The sequence below is a fragment of the Shewanella marisflavi genome (assembly GCF_023283925.1).
In the GTDB taxonomy this organism is placed as follows: domain Bacteria; phylum Pseudomonadota; class Gammaproteobacteria; order Enterobacterales; family Shewanellaceae; genus Shewanella; species Shewanella marisflavi.
The window spans coordinates 108,385-130,717 of the sequence record NZ_JAKIKX010000009.1 but is presented as its reverse complement, the minus strand read 5'-3'; the positions used below and the strand labels follow the sequence as shown (position 1 = coordinate 130,717).

The 22,333-nt window shown below is 48.4% G+C and carries 18 protein-coding genes; 1 reads left to right on the top strand and 17 read right to left on the bottom strand.

Features of this window, described 5'->3' with window-relative positions:
• Positions 1–19: 19 nt before the first annotated feature.
• The 11 genes from deoD to pnp all read right to left on the bottom strand — a co-directional run bounded on the left by deoD (position 20) and on the right by pnp (position 13,441).
• Positions 20–730, bottom strand: a complete 711-nt coding sequence (gene deoD / locus L2712_RS16285) for a purine-nucleoside phosphorylase (RefSeq protein ID WP_033537417.1) — start codon at positions 728–730, stop codon at positions 20–22.
• 108 nt (positions 731–838) lie between these two features.
• Positions 839–2,056, bottom strand: a complete 1,218-nt coding sequence (locus L2712_RS16280; RefSeq protein ID WP_248978383.1) for a phosphopentomutase — start codon at positions 2,054–2,056, stop codon at positions 839–841.
• An 11-nt stretch (positions 2,057–2,067) separates the two neighbouring features.
• Positions 2,068–3,399, bottom strand: a complete 1,332-nt coding sequence (gene deoA / locus L2712_RS16275; protein ID WP_248978382.1) for a thymidine phosphorylase — start codon at positions 3,397–3,399, stop codon at positions 2,068–2,070.
• Positions 3,400–3,556: 157 nt separating this feature from the next.
• On the bottom strand, positions 3,557–4,330 hold the full coding sequence (gene deoC / locus L2712_RS16270; protein ID WP_088904105.1) for a deoxyribose-phosphate aldolase: 774 nt from the start codon (positions 4,328–4,330) through the stop codon (positions 3,557–3,559).
• Between the two features lie 453 nt (positions 4,331–4,783).
• On the bottom strand, positions 4,784–5,656 hold the full coding sequence (locus L2712_RS16265; protein WP_248978381.1) for a nucleoside-specific channel-forming Tsx family protein: 873 nt from the start codon (positions 5,654–5,656) through the stop codon (positions 4,784–4,786).
• 343 nt (positions 5,657–5,999) lie between these two features.
• Positions 6,000–7,259, bottom strand: a complete 1,260-nt coding sequence (locus L2712_RS16260; protein ID WP_248978380.1) for a NupC/NupG family nucleoside CNT transporter — start codon at positions 7,257–7,259, stop codon at positions 6,000–6,002.
• Positions 7,260–7,436: 177 nt separating this feature from the next.
• Positions 7,437–8,273, bottom strand: coding sequence for a TatD family hydrolase (locus tag L2712_RS16255; protein ID WP_346347573.1), 837 nt, complete (start codon positions 8,271–8,273; stop codon positions 7,437–7,439).
• Complete coding sequence (locus L2712_RS16250) at positions 8,257–8,442, bottom strand: DUF5363 family protein (protein WP_033537412.1); 186 nt, start codon at positions 8,440–8,442, stop codon at positions 8,257–8,259. The genes L2712_RS16255 and L2712_RS16250 overlap by 17 nt, the downstream gene beginning before the upstream one ends.
• Before the next feature lie 95 nt (positions 8,443–8,537).
• Positions 8,538–10,118, bottom strand: coding sequence for a peptide chain release factor 3 (gene prfC, locus L2712_RS16245; RefSeq protein ID WP_033537411.1), 1,581 nt, complete (start codon positions 10,116–10,118; stop codon positions 8,538–8,540).
• 192 nt (positions 10,119–10,310) lie between these two features.
• A complete protein-coding gene (nlpI, locus tag L2712_RS16240; protein ID WP_248978379.1) occupies positions 10,311–11,201 on the bottom strand; it encodes a lipoprotein NlpI in 891 nt (296 codons plus the stop codon).
• A gap of 137 nt (positions 11,202–11,338) precedes the next feature.
• The gene (gene pnp / locus L2712_RS16235) at positions 11,339–13,441 is read right to left on the bottom strand and encodes a polyribonucleotide nucleotidyltransferase (protein WP_248978378.1); all 2,103 of its coding nucleotides are present in this window, start codon (positions 13,439–13,441) and stop codon (positions 11,339–11,341) included.
• Between the two features lie 198 nt (positions 13,442–13,639).
• On the opposite strand from pnp, the gene L2712_RS16230 reads away from it, so the two are divergent.
• Entirely contained in the window at positions 13,640–15,673 is a 2,034-nt protein-coding gene (locus L2712_RS16230) for a putative bifunctional diguanylate cyclase/phosphodiesterase (protein ID WP_248978377.1), read from the top strand.
• 86 nt (positions 15,674–15,759) lie between these two features.
• Here L2712_RS16230 and rpsO read toward each other — a convergent pair whose 3' ends face one another.
• The 6 genes from rpsO to rimP all read right to left on the bottom strand — a co-directional run bounded on the left by rpsO (position 15,760) and on the right by rimP (position 22,284).
• On the bottom strand, positions 15,760–16,029 hold the full coding sequence (gene rpsO, locus L2712_RS16225; protein WP_033537407.1) for a 30S ribosomal protein S15: 270 nt from the start codon (positions 16,027–16,029) through the stop codon (positions 15,760–15,762).
• Positions 16,030–16,124: 95 nt separating this feature from the next.
• Positions 16,125–17,072: a tRNA pseudouridine(55) synthase TruB gene (truB, locus tag L2712_RS16220; RefSeq protein ID WP_248978376.1), complete on the bottom strand. Its 948-nt coding sequence runs from the start codon at positions 17,070–17,072 to the stop codon at positions 16,125–16,127.
• Positions 17,072–17,494, bottom strand: a complete 423-nt coding sequence (rbfA, locus tag L2712_RS16215) for a 30S ribosome-binding factor RbfA (protein ID WP_033537405.1) — start codon at positions 17,492–17,494, stop codon at positions 17,072–17,074. The genes truB and rbfA overlap by 1 nt, the downstream gene beginning before the upstream one ends.
• Before the next feature lie 123 nt (positions 17,495–17,617).
• On the bottom strand, positions 17,618–20,275 hold the full coding sequence (infB, locus tag L2712_RS16210) for a translation initiation factor IF-2 (RefSeq protein ID WP_088904099.1): 2,658 nt from the start codon (positions 20,273–20,275) through the stop codon (positions 17,618–17,620).
• Positions 20,276–20,301: 26 nt separating this feature from the next.
• Positions 20,302–21,801: a transcription termination factor NusA gene (gene nusA, locus L2712_RS16205; RefSeq protein WP_033537403.1), complete on the bottom strand. Its 1,500-nt coding sequence runs from the start codon at positions 21,799–21,801 to the stop codon at positions 20,302–20,304.
• A 27-nt stretch (positions 21,802–21,828) separates the two neighbouring features.
• A complete protein-coding gene (gene rimP, locus L2712_RS16200) occupies positions 21,829–22,284 on the bottom strand; it encodes a ribosome maturation factor RimP (RefSeq protein WP_033537750.1) in 456 nt (151 codons plus the stop codon).
• Positions 22,285–22,333: the final 49 nt, after the last annotated feature.

Here is a 22,333-nt window from a genome sequence, read left to right as displayed (position 1 = left end):
CTGAACACTTGCGTGATAATTACAGTGTAATTGCCGCTTCCAGTGTCATTTCGATCATTTCGTTGAAAGTGGTTTGACGCTCGTCAGAAGAGGTCTTTTCACCGGTGCGGATATGATCAGATACGGTTACCACACATAGCGCCTTAGCACCAAACTCTTTGGCAACGCCGTATAGACCAGCGGCTTCCATCTCAACACCTAGTACGTCCATTTTCTCCATCACGTCGAACATTTCTGGATCTGGCGTGTAGAAAAGATCAGCAGAGAAAACGTTACCTACGCGATACTTAGTGCCTTTTGCTTCGGCAGCCTTAACCACGGCGCTTAACAAACCATAGTCACAGATAGCCGCGAAATCTTGGCCTTTGAAACGTAGACGGTTAACTTGAGAGTCAGTACAAGCACCCATACCGATGATCACGTCACGTACCTTAACGTCAGTGCTGATCGCACCGCAAGTACCCACGCGGATCAGGTTCTTCACGCCGTAATCTTTGATCAGCTCAGTCGCATAGATAGAGCAAGAAGGAATACCCATGCCTGAACCCATCACAGAGATACGCACGCCTTTGTAAGTACCTGTGAAACCTAGCATGTTACGCACGTCAGTCACTTGCTCAACGTTCTCAAGGAAAGTTTCTGCAATGTACTTAGCGCGTAGTGGATCGCCTGGGAATAACACTGTATCAGCGAATGCACCGTCAACTGCATTAATGTGTGGTGTAGCCATCTATATAACCCCTATTTTTAGACTTAAGTCTTTTTCTAGTAGCGGTGGCCGAATGAAGCCACCAAATCTTAATATGTTAGCAGGATGGCCTGAAGCCATCCTTATCACCTAGGCGACAAATGATTCGCCGTATTCCATCGGCTCCAGACCGAAGTAAGTCGCAATGCTCTGACCGATATCGGCGAAGCTATTACGGCGCCCCAAAGAGCCTGGTGCTAAGCCAGCGCCATAGGCCAATACGGGCACGCGCTCACGGGTATGATCTGTACCTTGCCAAGTTGGGTCACAACCATGGTCTGCGGTCAGCAGCAGAAGATCGTCTTCACCCAGTAGTGCCAGCATCTCTGGCAGGCGGCTGTCGAAGTACTCCAGCGCGCGAGCATAACCGGCGATATCGCGGCGATGGCCATAGTGAGAGTCGAAATCAACGAAGTTGGTAAAGACGATGGTACGGTCACCGGCCTGCTTTACCTGCTCTAAAGTGGCATCGAACAAGTCTTCTAGACCTGTAGCCTTGACCTTCTTAGTAATTCCGCAATGGGCATAGATATCGGCAATCTTACCCACACTCACCACTTCACCACCGGCCTCTTTTAACTTGTCGAGTACAGTCTTTGATGGTGGCTCAACCGCATAGTCTTTACGGTTACCGGTACGGGCGAAATCACTTGGGTCCTTACCGACGAATGGACGGGCTATAACACGGCCGATGTTGTATGGCTCAAGCTCTTCACGGGCGATCTGACACAAGGTATAGAGGTTTTCCAGACCAAATGTCTCTTCATGACAAGCGATTTGGAACACTGAGTCTGCCGAGGTATAGAAGATAGGCAGCCCAGAGCGCATATGCTCTTCGCCGAGCTCTTCGAGAATCGCAGTACCTGACGCGTGGCAGTTACCCAGAAAACCTGATAAACCCGCACGCTCTAAAATCTTATCGGTCAGCTCTTTAGGGAAAGAGTTTTTCAAGTCGCTAAAGTAGCCCCACTCATAAAGCACAGGCACACCCGCCATTTCCCAATGACCACTCGGCGTATCTTTACCCGAGCTCAGCTCATCGGCATGACCGTAAGCACCAATCACTTCAACATCGTCACTGAACCCAGCCGCAAAGCTGCCAGTGCTCTCTTTGGCGGCAAGTGCCAGGCCAAGTTTGGCCAGGTTAGGTAGCTTAAGCGGGCCTTCACGACCTTCGTTTGCCTTCCCCTCGGCACATGCCTTAGCGATATGACCGAAGGTATTTGAGCCCGTGTCGCCGAAGGCTTCCGCATCTTTTGCTGCACCCACTCCAAAAGAGTCGAGCATCATAATGACTGTTCTTTTCATCTTTTACTCTCCTAGAGATCTGACTGACGAATGTACCGATAGATCTCTGGTGTTTTTTCTGGCGCTTCATCGCCAATGTGAATCGCTTTCTTCACGGCCGCAGCCGCTTCTTCGAAGGCGCTTTCCGATTGCGCATGTACCATGGCGATCGGCTTGTCTGCGGTGATCTCATCACCCAGGGCACATACCCGAGTCAGACCTACGCTATAATCGAGTGCATCACCAGGCTTACGACGGCCACCACCTAAGGTCACCACCGCTAGGCCAAGCTCCCGGGTATCCATCGCAGCAGCAAATCCGCTGCGGTCAGCATACACAGGACGAATAATTTGCGATTGTGGCAGGTACTTAGCATAGTTTTCGATAAAGTCTGCCGGGCCGCCCAGGCCTGCGATCATACGGCCAAAGACATCTGCAGCCTTACCGTTATCCAACACCCTGTTCAGCTTATCGCGAGCCTCTGCTTCATTTGCCGCAAGACCACCTAGCTGTAACATCTCGGCGCACAGACCCATGGTCACTTCATAAAGACGCGGATTACGATAAGCACCGGTTAGGAAATCAACCGCTTCTTTTACTTCTACCGCATTACCTGCACATGATGCCAAAACTTGGTTCATGTCTGTAAGCAGAGCTGTTGTCTTAGTGCCTGCACCATTAGCCACGGCAGTGATACTGCGGGCAAGCTCTTCAGAGGCTTCATAGGTCGGCATAAAGGCGCCACTACCTACCTTAACGTCCATGGCAAGTGCATCGAGGCCAGCGGCAAGTTTTTTGGAAAGAATAGAAGCTGTGATGAGAGAAATGGATTCAACGGTGGCGGTATTATCGCGAATAGAATAGAAACGTTTATCGGCGGGAACCAGATCACCGGTTTGGCCTATGATGGCGACACCCGCTTCTTTCACGACTTTTCTGAACAGGTCGCTGTCTGGCTCTGTCTGGTAACCCGGAATCGCATCGAACTTATCCAGAGTTCCACCTGTATGACCCAGGCCACGACCTGAGATCATTGGCACATAACCACCACAGGCGGCGGCCATGGGGCCAAGCATAAGGCTGATCACATCACCCACACCACCAGTACTGTGCTTGTCGATGATAGGACCATCCAGGCCAAGGTTTTTCCAGTTGAGAACGGTGCCAGAGTCACGCATGGCTGTGGTTAGCGCAATACGTTCATCCATGTTCATGTCTTTGAAATAGACCGCCATACCCAAAGCGGCTATTTGACCTTCTGAAACCGTGTTGTTAGTGATCCCTTGAACAAAAAACTGGATCTCCTGGGTCGACAAAGCTTCGCCATTACGTTTTTTACGAATAATCTCTTGTGCTAGAAACATGGTACTGCCTCCGAATTTGTCACAAAAAATCGTTTTTTAGTGACAAACTCTCTTTTTTAACGCCAAAACCGTAATTTAATTACAATAACTATATACAAGTTTTGGCGTTATCAAATAGATTTAGATCACACTTAACTAATAACGCTAACCACGCTGATTAGTAACCTTGAGGTCCCTGTGGCGCTTCACCTAACTCCAGAGTGTGTAGCAAGTTAGTCAGCAAGCTCGATGCACCAAAACGGAAGGTACGTGGAGTTGCCCAGTCTTTACCTAGCAAGCGTTCAGCAACGCCTAAAAACTCTTCTGCAGCCGCAGCATCACGCACGCCACCGGCTGGCTTGAATCCGACTTTAGGGTTCTTCTCGGCGATAACCGTCATCATGATCTCAGCCGCTTCTAAGGTGGCGTTCACTTCCACTTTACCGGTAGAGGTCTTAATAAAGTCTGCGCCAGCATCGATAGACAGTTCAGAGGCTTTACGGATTAGTGCAGGGTCTTGCAATACGCCAGACTCGATAATCACCTTAAGCAATACATCGTCACCACAGGCTTCTTTACAGGCTTTGACCAGCTCATAACCCACAGTCTCATTGCCTTCCATCAGAGCACGATATGGGAACACCACATCCACCTCATCGGCACCATAGGCAACGGCCGCACGCGTCTCTAGCACAGCGATCGCGATATCATCGTTACCATGGGGGAAGTTAGTGACTGTCGCAATTTTGATCTCTTCACAACCCATTTCATTTAGGGTCTTGCGAGCAATAGGAATAAAACGAGGATAAATACAGATTGCAGCCGTGTTACCTGCAGGTGTCTTCGCCTTGTGACATAACTCAATCACTTTCTGATCGGTATCGTCATCATTTAGCGTAGTCAGGTCCATTAGCTCAATGGCTTTTTGTGCTGCTTTTTTTAAATCACTCATATTAGCTCTCCGAAACGTAAATTATTAATTCAGAAATAAAAAAATTGACGTATGACAGCACCTAGAGTTGGCATCTTTTGATTATTTTTATGGCCGGGCCTTCAGGCGTTGCCGTAAATTTGTTTTATCAGTAAGACATAACAAGTTTACTAATTCAGGTATTCAATGCCCTGGTACTAACCAGAAGCGATCCTGACACAAGGGTCACGACTTGAATCCTTGAAGACCGGGAAGGGGGAACGAGTAATTATACTTTGTAGAGCAGTGTTCCAGCCTTTCCGCGAAAAATCCTTTTTAGCGCGTAAAACTACTAACCTTTATGTAAACAAACTCTATTTAATATAGTCCATGCTTAGATAAAGATTACCCACTTTGATTAAACAATCATGACAAATCAAAGTGAGAGATAAGGAGCCGCCATATCGCGGCTCCTAAGACTTACATTAGCTCGATTTAGAACTTGTAAGTTGCGGTGAAGTAGTGACCCCAACCAGTAGTGTCCAGACCACCCCAGAATTCGTTAGCGAATGCTTGGTTGTTTAGACCGTATACTCTGTTGTAGTACTTAGCACCATAACCAAGTGCGTAGTTGTCAGTGTGCCAATATAGACCGAAGAAGGCTGCACCACCGTGAGAAGAGTTATTTGTCTTACCGGTAAAATCATTGAAGCCGCTTGCATCTTCATCCATAGCGAACTGCCAATCAACATAGCCTTGGAAAGATAGGAAACTCTTGTTTTCGAAGAAGTGGAAAGGCTTGAACCAGTTCATAGAGAATTGATAACCGTTCCACTCTTTTGCGTTCAGGTCATAGTGAGCGTATAGGTTCATGCCAGTTTTGCCTAACCAAGGCACATTTACGTCAGCACCAATACCCCAGAAAGAAGCGTTTACGTCACCCTTGCCGTCTTTATTGAAAGCTCCGCCACCCCAGTTGAACAGAGTAGAGAAGTAAACTTCTTGCACAGGGCCAAAAGACAGGTCTGTACCAGTGATCGCATCTAGAGAGAAGCGAGGTGCAAACTTCATGAAAATTTTGCTGGCGTCGCCAACTTTGTCACCTGAACTTTCGTTACCTAGGTTGAACACATCAACATAACCATACAGGTCAACGATACCCTTACGGCCGCCAAATTCCATCTCTAGGTAGTTATGGTGCGCATCAGAACCATCTGCGATTGGGTGCTCGTCAATAGAGTACATAGCATTGAACTGCATCCACTTATAATCGGTAGCGTAGATATCTGAGCGATCTGCAGCTAATGCGTTGCCAGACATTGCAGCTACGGCTGTAGCGGCTAAAGCTAAAGTTTTAACGTTTTTCATCATCAACCCCATTATTTTATGGTTTTACTGCTCTTTACGAGTCAGCGTTTCTTTCTTTGTTGGCGCCGCATTTTACTCAAATTGGATTAAATCACAATATAATTAATGTAAAAATGCGAACACAAAATTCTAACATCAAAACAAACTTCTGATTTATCTCAAATATTGGTGATTAATCACCCACTGAATCGAAGTTCATTTACACATGGCTCTCCATCAGCAAGACTGATAAACCGCCATATTGTTACAAAAATTTTACGAAAAATGGTTGGGTTAACGCTGACTCTGCCCTGCAGGGCAGAGTCGTCGTTCAGGGGCATCCCCCCAAGGAATTACCTGAGACTTATAACGCTAGGAATAGACCTGCTAGCGTTGCACTCATAAGGTTAGCAAGTGAACCTGCAACCACAGCGCGTAGACCAAGTTTAGCTAGGTCGTGGCGACGTGTAGGAGCCATTGCACCCAGACCACCAAGCAGAATGGCGATTGAAGATAGGTTCGCAAATCCACATAGTGCAAATGAGATAATCGCTTTGGTTCTGTCAGACATAACCGCGTTTGTTGCTTCAACTAAGATACCGCCATCAGCAACATCTTTTAGGTATGGAGCAAAGTTTAGGTAAGCCACGAATTCGTTAACAACAATCTTCTGACCAATGAAAGAACCGGCAACAAGGGCTTCGTTCCAAGGCACACCGATAAGGAATGCCAGAGGCATGAAGATGTAACCTAGGATTAGTTCTAGCGTAATACCTTCTAGGCCGAATATACCTGTCACACCACCGATGATACCGTTGATCATAGCGATTAAGCCTACGAAAGCGATCAACATTGCACCAACGTTTAGCGCAAGGTGCATACCAGATGAAGCACCTGCTGCCGCAGCGTCTAGCACGTTAGCTGGCTTGTCAGGATCTTCTGGCAGCTCATCCATTTCGTTAACAGTTTTATCTGTTTCAGGATGCATCAGCTTAGCCATCAATAGACCACCTGGAGCAGCCATGAATGACGCCGCTACTAGGTATTCAATTGGTACACCCATCTGCGCGTAACCAGCAAGAACTGAACCAGCGATAGACGCTAGACCACCCACCATGATGGCGAAAAGTTCAGACTGAGTCATAGTCGCGATAAACGGACGAACCACAAGTGGCGCTTCTGTTTGACCAACGAAGATGTTAGCAGTTGCTGACATAGACTCTGTGCGGCTGGTACCCAAGGCTTTTTGTAGACCACCACCGATGATACGGATGATCCACTGCATGATGCCTAGATAGTAAAGCACAGCGATTAGAGAAGAGAAGAAAACGATAACAGGTAGAACGTTAATCGCGAAGATGAAACCAACTTTAAACTGGGCTAAATCGCCGAACAGGAAGTTGATACCGTTTTGAGCATAACTGATCACGCTTGATACGCCGTCAGAAACACCTTTTAGAATGTCTTTACCGATTGGCACATATAACACGAAACCAGCGAAGAACGCCTGAATCGCTAGTGCACCAAATACGGTACGCATATTGATAGCTTTTCTGTCTTTAGACAGTAAAAAACCGATCCCGAGTAGGACGACCACCCCTACTAAACTCATTAAAATATCCATTAACCATCACCCTATTGTTAATACTTTTTAATTATGTTGTTAACCAACCTTTTTCACCGTCAGATTATACCCGACCGTATGGCTAAAATCGTCGTTTTGATCAAGTTTTTGAAGTTTTATTTCAAGACCTTACAAAAAAAACTTGGTGCGATTAACATCTGTTTTTTTAAAAATAAACTAGAGGTCAAAGAGTTGCAGCGTATTTTGAAACACCTGTTCTGAGACGCGAACGCTAGATTTTTTCTGCAATTTAGCGATTTTCTGAATTAGCAAACGCAAAATTAAGCTGGAACCGCCGGTTTTATCGGCAAAGTCTGGCTTTTTAACCTGCGAAACCAGGGCTAAATCAGTCTCTATCACCAGATGATCTAACGGTAACTTGACAAGGGTTTCTTGCAATTTTTTCGCCTTTTCCTCTAACAACAGATGGCCAATTCCTATGTAACACCCCGCATCCACATAGCGCTGAGCCAATTGCATCGAGCCATAAAAGCCATGTATGACACCTCCTTTCACCAGGGAATGCCGCTTAAGTAACGCCAGCACCTCATTGTGAGCTTTAACGCTATGTAAGATCACCGGTAACTTATGTCGTTGCGCCAACTGTAATTGCGCCTCAAAACAGGGAAGCTGATAGCCCCAGCTCTGCCTATGGAGGCCATCCAACCCGCACTCCCCCACAGCGACCAAACGAGGATCATCGCCCTGCACTTCAAGCAGTTTAGACAAGTTTTCAATATCTTGCTGCCAATTGTGATTGCAATACCAAGGATGAACGCCTAAGCCATAGCTAAAATCATACGAAGAGGCGACAAGCAACTGTTTCGCCCACTTCTGTGCGCTGACACCTGGGATCACAGCCTGCCTGACCCCAGCCCGTTTAAGCGATGCCACTAAGGCATCCCGGTCAGCATCGAACTCATCGAAGTCCAGATGTACATGACTATCGATCATGGCTAAGGGAGGCTCTGGAGGGACGACACCCGATAAAGCTTGTTTAGGGCTTGGCATCATCTTTCAACGCTTCTGTATCGGCTGATTTAGCCTCAGCTTCAGCTTTTGACTGCTTAGTCGACACCAAGTCAGGCTCACTGAGTTTAGGAGCACAGCAACGCTGATTTTCCGGCGTCAGTCCCATACGATCACACCAAGCCACATAGGCTTGCCACCACTTAACCAACATATCTCCTCCCAAGTGGTTTAAACATCATCATCACTATACTTAACGAACAAAAAATGTGCACAAAAAAAGCAGCCTAGGCTGCTTTTTTATCGGAATTAATTTTCCCGCGTTTTGGCAAATTCGATATCCGGATAACGTTCCATCGACAGGTTAAGGTTAACCATAGTCGGGGCGACATAAGTCAGGTTATCGCCACCATCGAGTGCAAGGTTATTACTGCATTTACGCTTAAACTCTTCCAGTTTCTTGCTATCTTTGCTGTACACCCAACGCGCCGTGGCTACGCTGATCGCCTCATAGATAGCCTCAACCTTGTATTCACTCTTAAGACGCTGTACTACCACCTCAAACTGCAGCACACCGACAGCGCCCACAATCAGATCGTTTGTATCCAATGGGCGAAACACCTGCACGGCACCTTCTTCTGAGAGCTGAACCAGACCTTTAAGCAATTGCTTCTGCTTGAGCGGGTCTTTAAGCCTGATACGACGGAACATCTCAGGCGCAAAGTTAGGAATACCGGTAAAGCGCAGCTTTTCGCCTTGAGTAAAGGTGTCACCAATGCGAATGGTTCCGTGATTGTGTAATCCGATAATATCGCCAGGATAAGCCGCCTCAGCGCGATTACGGTCACCCGCCATAAAGGTTAAGGCATCACTTACGTTTACATCTTTACCTATGCGCACATGGTGCATCTTCATTCCCTGCTCGTAACGTCCTGAGCAGATGCGCATAAAGGCCACCCGGTCTCTATGCTTAGGATCCATATTTGCTTGAATCTTAAACACGAAGCCACTGAATTTAGGTTCGTCCGGCTCAACATTGCGTAGATCCGACTCACGCGCCTGAGGACGCGGCGCCCACTCGACAATGCCGTCAAGAATATGATCTACACCAAAGTTACCCAGTGCAGTACCGAAGAATACCGGCGTCAGCTCGCCCTTAAGGAAAGCCTCTAAATCAAATTCGTGAGAGGCACCGAGTACCAACTCCATCTCGTCGCGCAGATCTTGTGCATAGCTGCCGATCGCCTCATCGAGTTCTGGATTATCCAGTCCCTTGATGACACGAGAATCCTGAATGGTATGACCCATACCGCCCTGATACAGTACCACTTCGTCACGCAGCAGGTGATAGACACCTTTAAACTCCTTGCCAGCACCGATAGGCCAAGTGATCGGCGCACAGGCAATATTGAGTACGTTTTCCACTTCATCCATCAGTTCGATAGGATCGCGGATATCGCGGTCAAGTTTGTTCATGAAAGTCACAATAGGCGTATCACGCAGACGTGTCACTTCCATCAATTTAATTGTGCGCTGCTCTACACCTTTAGCCGAGTCGATCACCATAAGGCAAGAATCCACCGCGGTCAGCGTACGATAGGTATCTTCCGAGAAGTCTTCGTGACCCGGGGTATCCAGCAGGTTGACCAGGGCTTCACGATAGGGAAACTGCATCACAGAGGTAGTAATCGAAATACCACGATCTTTTTCCATCTCCATCCAGTCAGACTTGGCATGCTGTCCCGACTTCTTGCCTTTTACCGTTCCCGCCTTCTGCAAAGCCTGTCCGAATAACAAGACCTTTTCGGTGATAGTGGTTTTACCCGCATCGGGGTGCGAGATGATGGCGAAAGTACGACGCTTGTCGACTTCAACTTTATTGCCTGACATGATTACCTGCGAATTTGATGGAGTGCTAAAAGCCGGCAATTATAGCGCCAAGCTTAGCTTATGGCTAGTTTAGCAACCGGAATCTGCAGGGCTTAGCGACGCCTTACTGGGTGTATCCCAATTGCCGGAAAGAGAAAGGCCCTTTCACACCAAAAGGGCCTTTAGCACTGTTTAACTGAACTTTCGCAGGCCTTAGGGCTGGGTGAGCAACTCACTCATGTTTGCCAGCTCTACCCTGGCATATCTGTGCTCAACGAAATCATAGATATTGGTCGCTAAGGCAAGCCTGAAATAGTTGGCAGCATCGCTGTAGTTACCCTGCTTCTGAGCCACTTTAGCGATGTAAAAATAGGCCTCGCACAGACGCTCGGCGTACTCATTAGGATGACTTAAGCCCTGCTTGGCGATCTGAAACACTTGGTCGCGGCTCAGCTTACCGAGATAAAAATCCACTAAGGTTGTAGACCACTGAGAGTCATCAAGCTTGCTTCGATTTTCAGCTAAGTGTAGCTTTGCCTGCTCGGCATCACGCTTAACCTCGGTAATATAAAGCCACAGGGCGCGATAGCCATCTTGCTCATTGGCCTGATAGAAAGATTGCATGTCGGCAACGGCAAGGTCATCACGCTGTCCGTAGTAAAGCGCTATACCACGATTCAGATAGGCATAATCATATTCGGGTGATAACTCGAGGACGGCATCGAACGCCTCATAGGCACTCTCGAATTCGCCTTCCTGGGTGTAATAGATGCCGATAAAGTTATAGGCATCAGCAAGATTAGGCTGGAGTTTTAATGATTGGTGAAAATCGATACGGCTAAGAATGCGCAGGCCAACACTGTCATAAATAACGCCACGATCATAGTGAAAACGAGCACGCTGCTCTGGCGTTAACTCTGCAGAGGCTAAGATATCATTGAGCCTTGCCAGGGTGACTTCAAGTTTGTAGTCAGGCATAACGGGGGCGACCATTAACTTACCCTGCTCCGCCGTTGCCGCCGGTTGAGTCGATACACATCCTGTTAGTAACAAACTTAAGCCAGTCATCATAGCTAACGAGACCGAGCGCAATTTATAAGTCATCCATTTAACCTTTTCACCGCTGCAATAGCCCCAATCATAGCAATACCAACTAGTCACGGCTATCTTCAATTAGTAAAAACCAATAAAAAAGGAGACCTATTGGTCTCCTTTTAATCTCAACTCGCTTTAGCTATCGATTATTCGCTTGCCGCTTCTTCTTTCGGCTGAGCTTCTTTCATCGACAGACGTACGCGGCCTTGGCGATCAACTTCCATCACCTTAACCTTCACTTCCTGACCAACTTCTAAGTAGTCAGAAACGTTAGCAACACGCTCTTCAGCGATTTGTGAAATATGCACCAGACCGTCTTTACCCGGAAGGATAGTCACGAAGGCACCGAAGTCAACGATACGAACAACCTTACCATTGTAAACAGTACCGACTTCAACTTCTGCAGTGATCTCCTGGATACGACGGATAGCTTCTTTAGTCGCTTCGCCGTTAGCTGAAGCAATCTTCACAGTACCGTCATCTTCCAGCTCGATGGTAGTGCCAGTCTCTTCGGTTAGCGCGCGAATGGTTGCGCCACCTTTACCAATCACGTCACGAATCTTCTCTGGGTTAATCTTCAGAGTGGTGATACGTGGAGCGTGATCAGAGATATCTGCACGGTGACCAGAGATAGCTTGGTCCATCACGTTCAAGATATGTACACGAGCGCCATAGGCTTGTTGCAGTGCGATCTGCATGATCTCCTGAGTGATACCTTCGATCTTGATATCCATCTGCAGTGCAGTGATACCGTCACGAGTACCGGCTACTTTAAAGTCCATGTCACCTAAGTGATCTTCATCACCCAAGATGTCAGACAGAACGACAAAGTCATCGCCTTCCTTCACAAGACCCATAGCAATACCGGCAACCGAAGTCTTGATCGGTACACCAGCGTCCATCAGTGCCAGAGAAGTACCACATACAGAAGCCATAGAGCTTGAACCGTTAGATTCTGTGATTTCAGACACTACACGTACGCTGTATGGGAACTCTTCAGCCGTTGGCATAACGGCATTGATACCGCGCCATGCTAGCTTACCGTGACCAATTTCACGACGCTTAGGCGAACCAACCATACCGGTTTCACCAACAGAGTATGGTGGGAAGTTGTAGTGCAGCATGAAGCGGCTGGTTTGCTCGCCCATGATGCTATCGATCTTCTGTGCGTCACGCTCAGTACCTAAGGTACAAGTGACCAGTGCCTGAGTTTCACCACGGGTGAACAGTGCACTACCGTGAGTACGTGGCAGTACGCCAGCCATCACGCTCAGGGCACGGATCATATCTGGCTCACGGCCGTCGATACGAGGGTTACCAGCGATGATGCGGCTACGAACAACCTTCTTCTCAAGGCTACCCAGCAGCTTGTCGGCTTCAGCAAGATCAACGTCTGGATTTTCTTCTACCAGCTTAGCGATAGCCGCTTGCTTCACTTCGATAACGGCGTCACGACGCTCATGCTTAGCAGTGATCTGGTAAGCATTGGTAAAACCTTCTTCGGCCAATACGCGAATCTTCTCAACCAACTCAGCATCAACTTCAGCTGGTTTCCAGTCCCACATTGGCTTGTTTACTTCGGCGCGCAGTTCTTTAATGGCATTGATCACCACTTGCTGCTGCTCGTGACCATAAACCACTGCACCTAGCATAACTTCTTCAGGCAGAGCGCTGGCTTCAGACTCAACCATAAGTACCGCATTTTCGGTACCAGCAACAGACAGCTCAAGTTGGCTCTCTTTTAACTGAGAAACCGTTGGGTTGAGGATATATTCGCCATCGACATAACCAACTTGGGCTGAACCTAGTGGACCGTTGAATGGGATGCCTGAGATAGACAGCGCCGCAGAGGTACCTATCATAGAGATAACTTCTGGGCTGATCTCTGGATCAACAGAAACCACAGTGATGATGACTTGAACTTCGTTCTTAAAACCATTCGGGAATAGTGGACGAATAGGACGGTCAATCAGACGCGCAGTAAGGGTTTCGCCTTCTGAAGGACGGCCTTCGCGTTTGAAAAATCCACCAGGGATTTTACCCGCAGCGTAAGTTTTTTCCTGGTAATTAACGGTTAACGGGAAAAAGTCACGACCTGGCTCTTCAGCTTTCTTGCCAACAACAGTTACCAATACTGTTGTATCACCCATACTTGCCAAAACAGCTGCGTCTGCTTGACGTGCAATAACCCCAGTCTCTAGCGTGACTGTGTGCTGACCATATTCAAAACTCTTTACGATTGGATTCACGTGAACCTTTCCTTAATTTAATAACCTTAATTTCGCGGCTAAGTATACTGCAAGTCTAATCAATAGATAAAGAGCACATGTAGATGACAAAGCGTAATCTTTTCTCTAAAGTGGGTAGATAAAGATAAATTTCTGTCTATCGCTGCTTTTTCTAAAAAATAGAATGTGATTGGTCACTAAGAATGTAAGGGGTGGCAAATGAGCACACGGTTCAAATCGTTAACATGGAAACAAACAACACTGGTTGTGTTTTCAGCGTTATTTTTTGCCGTTGCTATTTTTATCGTCGAAGTCGCGCTTGTCGGCATCTCCGCCCGTCAACAACTTATCGTTGCTCAAGAAGAACTCCTAGATTCCATTGAACAACCCGCCGCCAATGCCGTCTGGGCACTTGATGATAATCTTGCCGCCCAAACCCTTGAGGGAATACTTAAGGTTGAACATGTCGGCGAAGCAGTGATCGAACTCGACGATGGCAGCATGTTTGTCTCAATGAATAATCCTTTTACCGATAACCCCTTAGTCCGCACAGTGAGCGAAAAACTGTTTGGCGATTTAAAACAGTTCAGCCGCACCTTATATCGGCCCTCTTTTTTTGAGGGAACAGAGAAGCAGCAGGTCATAGGTACACTCACCATTTTCTATAACACCCAGGAACTGGCAAATACACTCTTTTCCCAGCTGCGTTTCAGTTTTCTGGCGACCTTAGCCCGCGCCCTACTGGTAACCATGGCTCTGTCGATCATCTTCCATCGCTTCCTCACTAAACCCATTGCCGAGATCAGTGAAGCGATAGATAAAATCGACCCTGAACTACCGGACGAAAACTTACTGCCCACGTCATCTGCCCACCAGGACGATGAGCTGGGATTAGTGACATCAAAATTTAACCAAATCTTAATCCAATTTGGTCAAACCCAAAGCAAATTGCGCCGCATGGCTACCCGAGATCCCTTAACCGGTCTGCCCAATCGCACCTTGCTACTAGAAACCATAGCGGTATCGATTCAAAGAGCGAGAGTACATAAACATCAATTTACCATGTTGTTTATCGATCTCGACCGCTTCAAAAACGTTAATGATTCACTTGGTCATGCCCTGGGTGATCAATTTCTGGCGCGTATCGCCAGGGTGTTAGAGCGTGTCGTTGGCGATCGTGGTACCGTCGCCCGCCTCGGCGGCGATGAGTTTGTTATCTTGGCCGAAGATGCCAGAACGCCAGATCAGGCAGCTGACTTTGTCGACAAGCTGTTGATGCAGCTTAACGTGCCGCTTCAACTCAATGAACACACGATTCACCCTGCGGCCTCAGTGGGGATCTCCATCTACCCAGACGATGGCTTGAGCGCCGAAGATTTGATTCGCCACGCCGATATAGCCATGTACAGCGCCAAAGCGGCGGGGTCGAACCAATGGGCCTTCTTTAAGCAGCAGATGACTGAACGAGCCGCGGTGCGTCTAAGAACCGAAGCCTCGCTTCACGATGCCTTAAAGAACAACGAGTTTTTACTGCACTTCCAACCCAAATTTAATATCAAAACCGGTAAGGTGATCGCTTGTGAAGCCCTGATCCGCTGGAAAAAAGATGGCCGACTCATTAGCCCAATGTCTTTTATTCCCGTTGCCGAAGAGACGGGGATTATCATCCCACTGGGACGTTGGGTGATCGAAGAAGCCTGCCGCACGCTAAAGCACTGGCGCAAACGCTACAACTACGCCATCCCCATCGCCGTTAACGTGGCCTCACAGCAATTTGCCGATGCCAGCCTGGTGCCTGACATCAAACAACTTGCACTGAGATATCAAATAAACCCCAGCCTGTTAGAGGTAGAGATCACCGAAACCTCATTGATGAATGATATTGAACTTGCTATTCATAAGCTCGAGCAACTTAAGAGTGCAGGCTTTGGTATCGCGGTCGATGACTTCGGCACTGGCTACTCTTCTCTCTCTTATCTGCGCCATCTACCGATCACGACGATGAAGATTGATCGCTGTTTTGTGACCGACCTGCCCAACGAAAGCGCTATTGCTTCTACTATCTTGATGCTCGGCAAACAACTGAATCTGCACATTGTGGCGGAGGGCATAGAGAACGAACAGCAACTCGATTGGTTAAAGCAGATGGATTGTGAAATAGGTCAAGGCTTCTACTATAGTCAGCCCCTGGATATTACTGAATTCGAAGAAAAATATATAGCGCCCAATACCGCCAGCATCAGCCAACTTTAGCCGCAACTGACATCAAGTTCACGCGAAAAACATCCATAAAAAAAGGAGGCTAAGCCTCCTTTTTCACTACAGCACTAATCGATTGATTAGCGACGTAGACCTAACTTCTTGATAAGCTCTTGATAGCGCTCGTTTTCAGTGCGCTTCAGGTAAGCTAGTAGCTTACGACGAGAGTTAACCATGCGAAGCAAACCACGACGTGAGTGATGATCATGGATGTGCTCTTTGAAGTGACCTTGTAGGTGGTTGATTTGTGCAGTTAGCAGTGCAACCTGAACTTCAGTAGAACCAGAATCATTCTCACCACGGCCGAAATCAGCCAGGATTTGTGCTTTTACTTCTTTACTTAGTGACATTTTTTTCTCCAAAAGTATATAAATGCTTCAGCCGATCACTAACTCAGCCGAAGAGAGCGCGCTATATTACCGATTTTATGGCCATTAAGCAAGCATTAAGCCTGCTCGTCATGCAGAACCACCAGGCGCTTTGGCGCCAGTAAGCCATCGTCATTCATCTGACCTATACCGACAAATCGCCTTGCCTCACCTAAGGTGATCCGCACCAGCTCATCGACGGGCAGATTCGCTACCTGAACAGGGTTACCATTCATCAGATAATGGGCCAGCTCATCGCTGACATTGATCTCTTTCAAATCGCTGACCGCAGTGTCCATAGGCAGCAATAAAGGATCGAGTAAGACTTTCGGTGCAACGTCCTCACTTTGAGCTTGAGCAAGCAGTGCCTCTAGTTGTTCTAGGCTCACCATCTTGTCATAAGGATAACCTGCTACCCCGGTGCGGCGTAACATGATCACATGTGCACCACAACCTAACATCTCACCCAGATCGTCTGTGATCGTGCGAATATAGGTCCCCTTGGAACAATGAATATCCAGCGTCAGTTCATCACCTTCGAGCTTAATAAAGTTAAGCTCATGCACTGTGATAGGACGCGCCTCACGGGGCACCTCTTTGCCTTCACGGGCATACTTGTACAGAGGCTGGCCCTGATATTTGAGCGCCGAGTACATAGAAGGGACCTGCATGGTCTCACCACGAAAATACTCAAGCGCCTCTTCGAGTTGCTGCTGAGTAAAGTCGATAGGACGCGTCTGCACCACTTCACCATCTGAATCGCTGGTATCGGTGCGCACACCCAATTTAGCGGTGACCAGATAGCGCTTATCGGCATCTAGCAGATGCTGGGAGAACTTGGTCGCTTCCCCCAAGCAGATAGGCAGCATGCCAGTGGCGAGTGGATCTAGCGCGCCTGTGTGGCCCGCCTTCGCCGCGTTATAGATACGTTTAACTCTTTGCAGGGCAAAGTTGGAGCTCATTCCCGTGTCTTTGTCCAGCAGCACTATGCCGTCGACCAATCGACCTCTAGGTTTACGCGCCATTACTTATCACCTTGCTCAGATGCTTCCTGGTCGTCATCTTCACGACCATGCTCCCGCGCTTTTGCCTCATCTTTAGTGATCACCTGACTCACCAAGTTAGACATACGCATACCTTCAACCAACGAGGCATCGTAAATGAAGCGAATTTCGGGCATCACCCTCAGCTTCATTCTGCCAGCCACTAGAGAACGTACATAACCTGATGCTGTCTCTAATGCCGCCAACTTCTCCTCGACAACGGCCTTGTCTTCCTCGAAGAAGGTGACATAGACCTTTGCATAACTAAGATCCCGTGACACATCGACATCGTTCACTGTCACCATGCCGATACGCGGATCTTTGATGTCGCGTTGCAGCACTTGGGCCAGCTCCTGCTGAAGCTGCTGTGCGATGCGACGAGTACGACTAAATTCTCTTGCCATAATATTTGCCATCTCAAAAACAGGTGACCGGCTCGGTGAAGCTGCAACCACTGCTACTTGGGTCGCGTCTTGACTCTGGGTCATGCCTGAACAAAAAGGGCGGCTTACGCCGCCCCTTTATGATTATAAGGTTCGAGCGATTTCGACCGTTTCGAAGACCTCTATCTGATCGCCAACTTTGACGTCATTATAGTTCTTCACGCCGATACCACACTCCATGCCGTTACGCACTTCGCTAACGTCGTCTTTAAAGCGACGCAGTGATTCCAGCTCACCTTCGAAGATCACCACGTTATCACGCAGCACGCGGATAGGCGCGCTACGCTTGATGGTACCTTCGGTGACCATACAACCGGCGATAGCACCGATCTTAGGAGACTTGAACACATCACGTACTTCGGCAAGACCAATGATCTCTTGCTTGAACTCAGGAGACAACATGCCGCCCATGGCCGCTTTAACTTCATCAATCAGATGATAGATAACGCTGTAGTAACGTAGGTCAACACTCTCGCTCTCGATGGTCTTACGCGCCTGTGCATCGGCACGAACGTTGAAGCCCACCATAATAGCGTTAGATGCCGCAGCAAGCGTTGCATCTGTCTCGGTCAAACCACCCACACCGCTGGCGATGATATTTACCTTCACCTCATCGGTAGACAGTTTGTTGAGCGAGTCAGAAATCGCTTCCAGAGAACCTTGTACATCGGCCTTAAGCACTATGTTCAACTCTTGGACTTCGCCTTCAGTCATGTTAGCGAACATATTCTCTAGTTTAGACTTCTGCTGACGTGCCAGCTTAACATCGCGGAACTTACCTTGACGGTATAGCGCCACTTCACGCGCCTTACGCTCGTCACGAACAACCGTTGCTTCGTCACCAGCTGATGGCACACCAGAAAGACCTAAGATCTCGACCGGAATCGATGGACCTGCTTCGGTGATTGACTTACCGTTCTCATCTTTCATCGCACGGACTTTACCGTACTCAAGACCACAAAGAACGATATCGCCCTGCTTCAGGGTACCTTCTTGTACCAAAACGGTGGCAACAGGGCCGCGACCCTTATCCAGTTTAGACTCAACAACCACACCGGCCGCCATGCCTTCACGAACCGCTTTAAGCTCAAGAACTTCGGCTTCAAGCAAGATGCCTTCAAGTAACTCGTCGATACCTTCACCAGACTTAGCTGACACGTGAACAAACATGTTGTTCCCGCCCCAATCTTCAGACATGACACCATGCTGTGAAAGTTCAGACTTAACGCGATCTGGGTCTGCTTCTGGCTTATCTATCTTGTTCACTGCAACAATCAGTGGAACACCACCGGCCTTAGCATGCTGAATCGCTTCGATGGTCTGTGGCATCACGCCGTCATCGGCCGCCACAACCAATACCACGATATCAGTCGCCTTAGCACCACGAGCACGCATTGCGGTAAACGCGGCGTGACCTGGCGTATCTAAGAAGGTGATCATGCCATTACCGGTTTCAACATGGTATGCACCAATATGCTGGGTAATACCACCGGCCTCACCAGATGCCACTTTCGCACGGCGAATGTAGTCAAGTAGTGATGTCTTACCATGGTCAACGTGACCCATGATGGTTACCACTGGCGCACGAGGCTCAACTTTAACGTTGCCGTCACGGTCAGCGAGTACTTGATGCTCAAGCTCGTTTTCACGGATCAGTACAACCTTGTGGCCCATCTCTTCGGCAACCAACTGCGCAGTTTCCTGATCAAGCACCTGGTTGATGGTGACCATAGTCCCCATCTTCATCATCTGTTTGATGATCTCAGTTGCTTTAACCGCCATCTTCTGTGCCAACTCGGCAACAGTCACTGTCTCGCCGATGCTCACATCACGAGTCACAGCCACGGCAGGCTTGTTAAAGCCATGGTCCATAGATTCAGGCGCATTACGCTGGTTACGCTGATTACGACCGCCACGAGCATCTCTACCGCCGCGCTTCTTGTTCAGAGCTTCTTTCTTACCGCCAGCAGGCTTACGGGCACGGCGGCCACGCTTCTCTGCGTTCATGTCGGCAGTGTCTTCTGCTGCGCGCGCTTCAGTTGAAGTGGTCACATGGTGATCGGCACTTTTTTCTGACTCTTTACGAATGCGCTCTTCTTCAGCCCAACGCTTTTCGTTCTCTTCGGCAAGACGACGCGCTTCTTCGGCCGCAGCCTTAGCTTCTTCATCGGCTTTAGCCTTAGCAGCGGCTTCTTTAGCAGCTAACAGACGAGCTTCTTCCACCTTGGCGGCTTTCTCTTCTGCAGTCTCTTCAACCACTGGCTTACCTTCGGCTGCTTTCTTCGCCTTAGCTTCAGCTTCGGCCTTAGCCTTAGCTTTTGCTGCGGCTTCTGCTTCAGCCTTAGCTTTGGCTTCCGCTTCGGCCTTGGCCTTAGCTTCGGCTTCTGCCGCCGCTTTAGCTTCCGCTTCAGCCTTAGCTTTGGCTTCCGCCTCGGCTTCTGCCGCTGGGTCACGCTTCACGAAAGTACGCTTCTTACGCACTTCCACTTTGATGTCTTTAGACTGACCACCACTACCCGACACGCTCAGTGTCGAAATGGATTTACGCTGCAGTGTCATCTTGGTTGGCGTTGCATCGCCGCCATGTTGCTTCTTAAGAAACTCAAGCAACTTCTGCTTTTCTTCTTCAGAAACAGTATCTGTTTTACTCTTCTTAATTCCTGCCTCAGAAAACTGCTCAACTAATCGATCAGCACTTTTCCCTACTTCCTCGGCCAGTTTTGCTACTGTGGTATCTGCCATCTGTAAAATCCCCTCTGTTGATCGACTTAAGCTTCTTCGCCAAACCAACAGATATTGCGGGCTGCCATGATGAGCTCACCAGCCTTTTCTTCTGTTAATTCTTCAATCTCGATCAAATCATCAATGCCTTGTTCGGCTAAATCTTCAAGCGTAATTACGCCTTTACTTGCCAACACGTACGCCAAATGACGTTCTAAACCTTCTAGGGCAAGTAAATCTTCGCTTGGCTCAGCACCATCGAGTGCCTCTTCGGATGCCAAAGCCCGTGTAGAGATTGCAGCCTTAGCGCGCTCTCTGAGTGCCTCAACGATCTCCTCGTCGAAGCCGTCGATTTCAAGTAGTTCTGACTCAGGTACATAGGCCACTTCTTCAAGTGAGGTAAAACCTTCATCAGCCAATACTTGAGCAAAATCTTCATCGACATCCAGTGCAGAAACGAACAGGTTAACAACCTTGGCACTTTCTGCCTGGTGTTTAGCCTGCATATCTTCCACTGTCATCACGTTCAGCTCCCAGCCCGATAACTGAGTGGCTAAACGTACGTTTTGACCGTTACGGCCAATGGCTTGCGCCAGTGAATCGGCTTCTACCGCGATATCCATTGAATGGTTATCTTCGTCAACTATGATAGAGGCCACATCGGCGGGCGCCATCGCATTGATCACAAATTGCGCTGGGTTGTCGTCCCAAAGCACGATATCAACACGCTCGCCGCCTAATTCATTTGAAACCGCTTGAACACGCGCGCCGCGCATACCCACACAGGCACCGATAGGATCGATGCGACGGTCGTTTGATTTCACCGCGATCTTAGCGCGAGAACCAGGGTCACGAGCAGCGCCCATGATCTCGATCATCTCATCGGCGATCTCAGGTACTTCTACGCGGAACAGCTCAATCAGCATGTCTGGCTTGGTACGGGTCAGGAACAGCTGCGCACCACGCGCCTCAGGACGCACGGCATAAAGCAGCGCACGTACACGGTCACCCGGACGGAAGCTTTCACGCGAAATAAGGTCTTCCTTAAACAGCACGGCATCGGCATTGTTTCCGAGGTCGACAACCACGCTTTCACGGTTACTCTTCTTCACCACACCCGTGATTAGCTCACCCTCTTTCTCGAGGAACTGATCAACGATTTGTGCACGTTCTGCTTCACGCACCTTCTGCACAATCACTTGCTTAGCGGTTTGTGTAGTAATACGGTCAAAGACAACTGACTCAATCTCGTCTTCGATATAATCACCCACTTGGATCTCTGGGTTTTCATAGCGAGCGGCTTCAAGCGTGATCTCGCGGAATGGATTTTCCAGCGCCTCACCATGATCTTCAACCACCATCCAACGACGGAAGGTTTCGTACTCACCAGTCTTACGATCGATAGCGACACGAACCTCAATATCGCCTTCATATTTTTTCTTGGTTGCTGTAGCTAACGCGATTTCCAACGCTTCAAAAATCTTTTCGCGTGGCACGGCCTTCTCATTTGAAACCGCCTCAGCGACTAGCAGAATCTCTTTGTTCATTCTCTTGCCTCGTTCAGCTCGAATCCATCAAAACTTAGCGATTAGGTTGCCCTTACGGATATTATCCAAGGCAATAATCAGTTCGTTGCCATCAACAGTAAGAGTCAGCATCTGCCCCTCAACGCCCGTGACGGTCCCTTTTAAATTACGACTACCAGCGACAGGCATAGTCAGTTGTACCTTTACGGTTTCACCTGTGTATTGCGCATACTGCTCTGCAGTAAATAATGGTCTATCTACACCAGGCGAAGAAACTTCTAATGTGTATTCGTTCGAGATCGGGTCCTCGACGTCGAGCACGGCACTGATCTGGCGACTGACATCGGCACAATCATCGATAAAAATGCCGTTTTCATTATCTATATATACACGCAGCACTGAATGCTTGCCTGCTTGCACATACTCAAGTCCCCACAGACTATGGCCCAATGCTTCAACTGGTGCGATAAGCATCTGTTCCAGCTTACTTTCTAAAGTTGCCAAGGTTACCCCCCGAAAAACAAAAAAGGGCATAAAGCCCCAGTACGACATC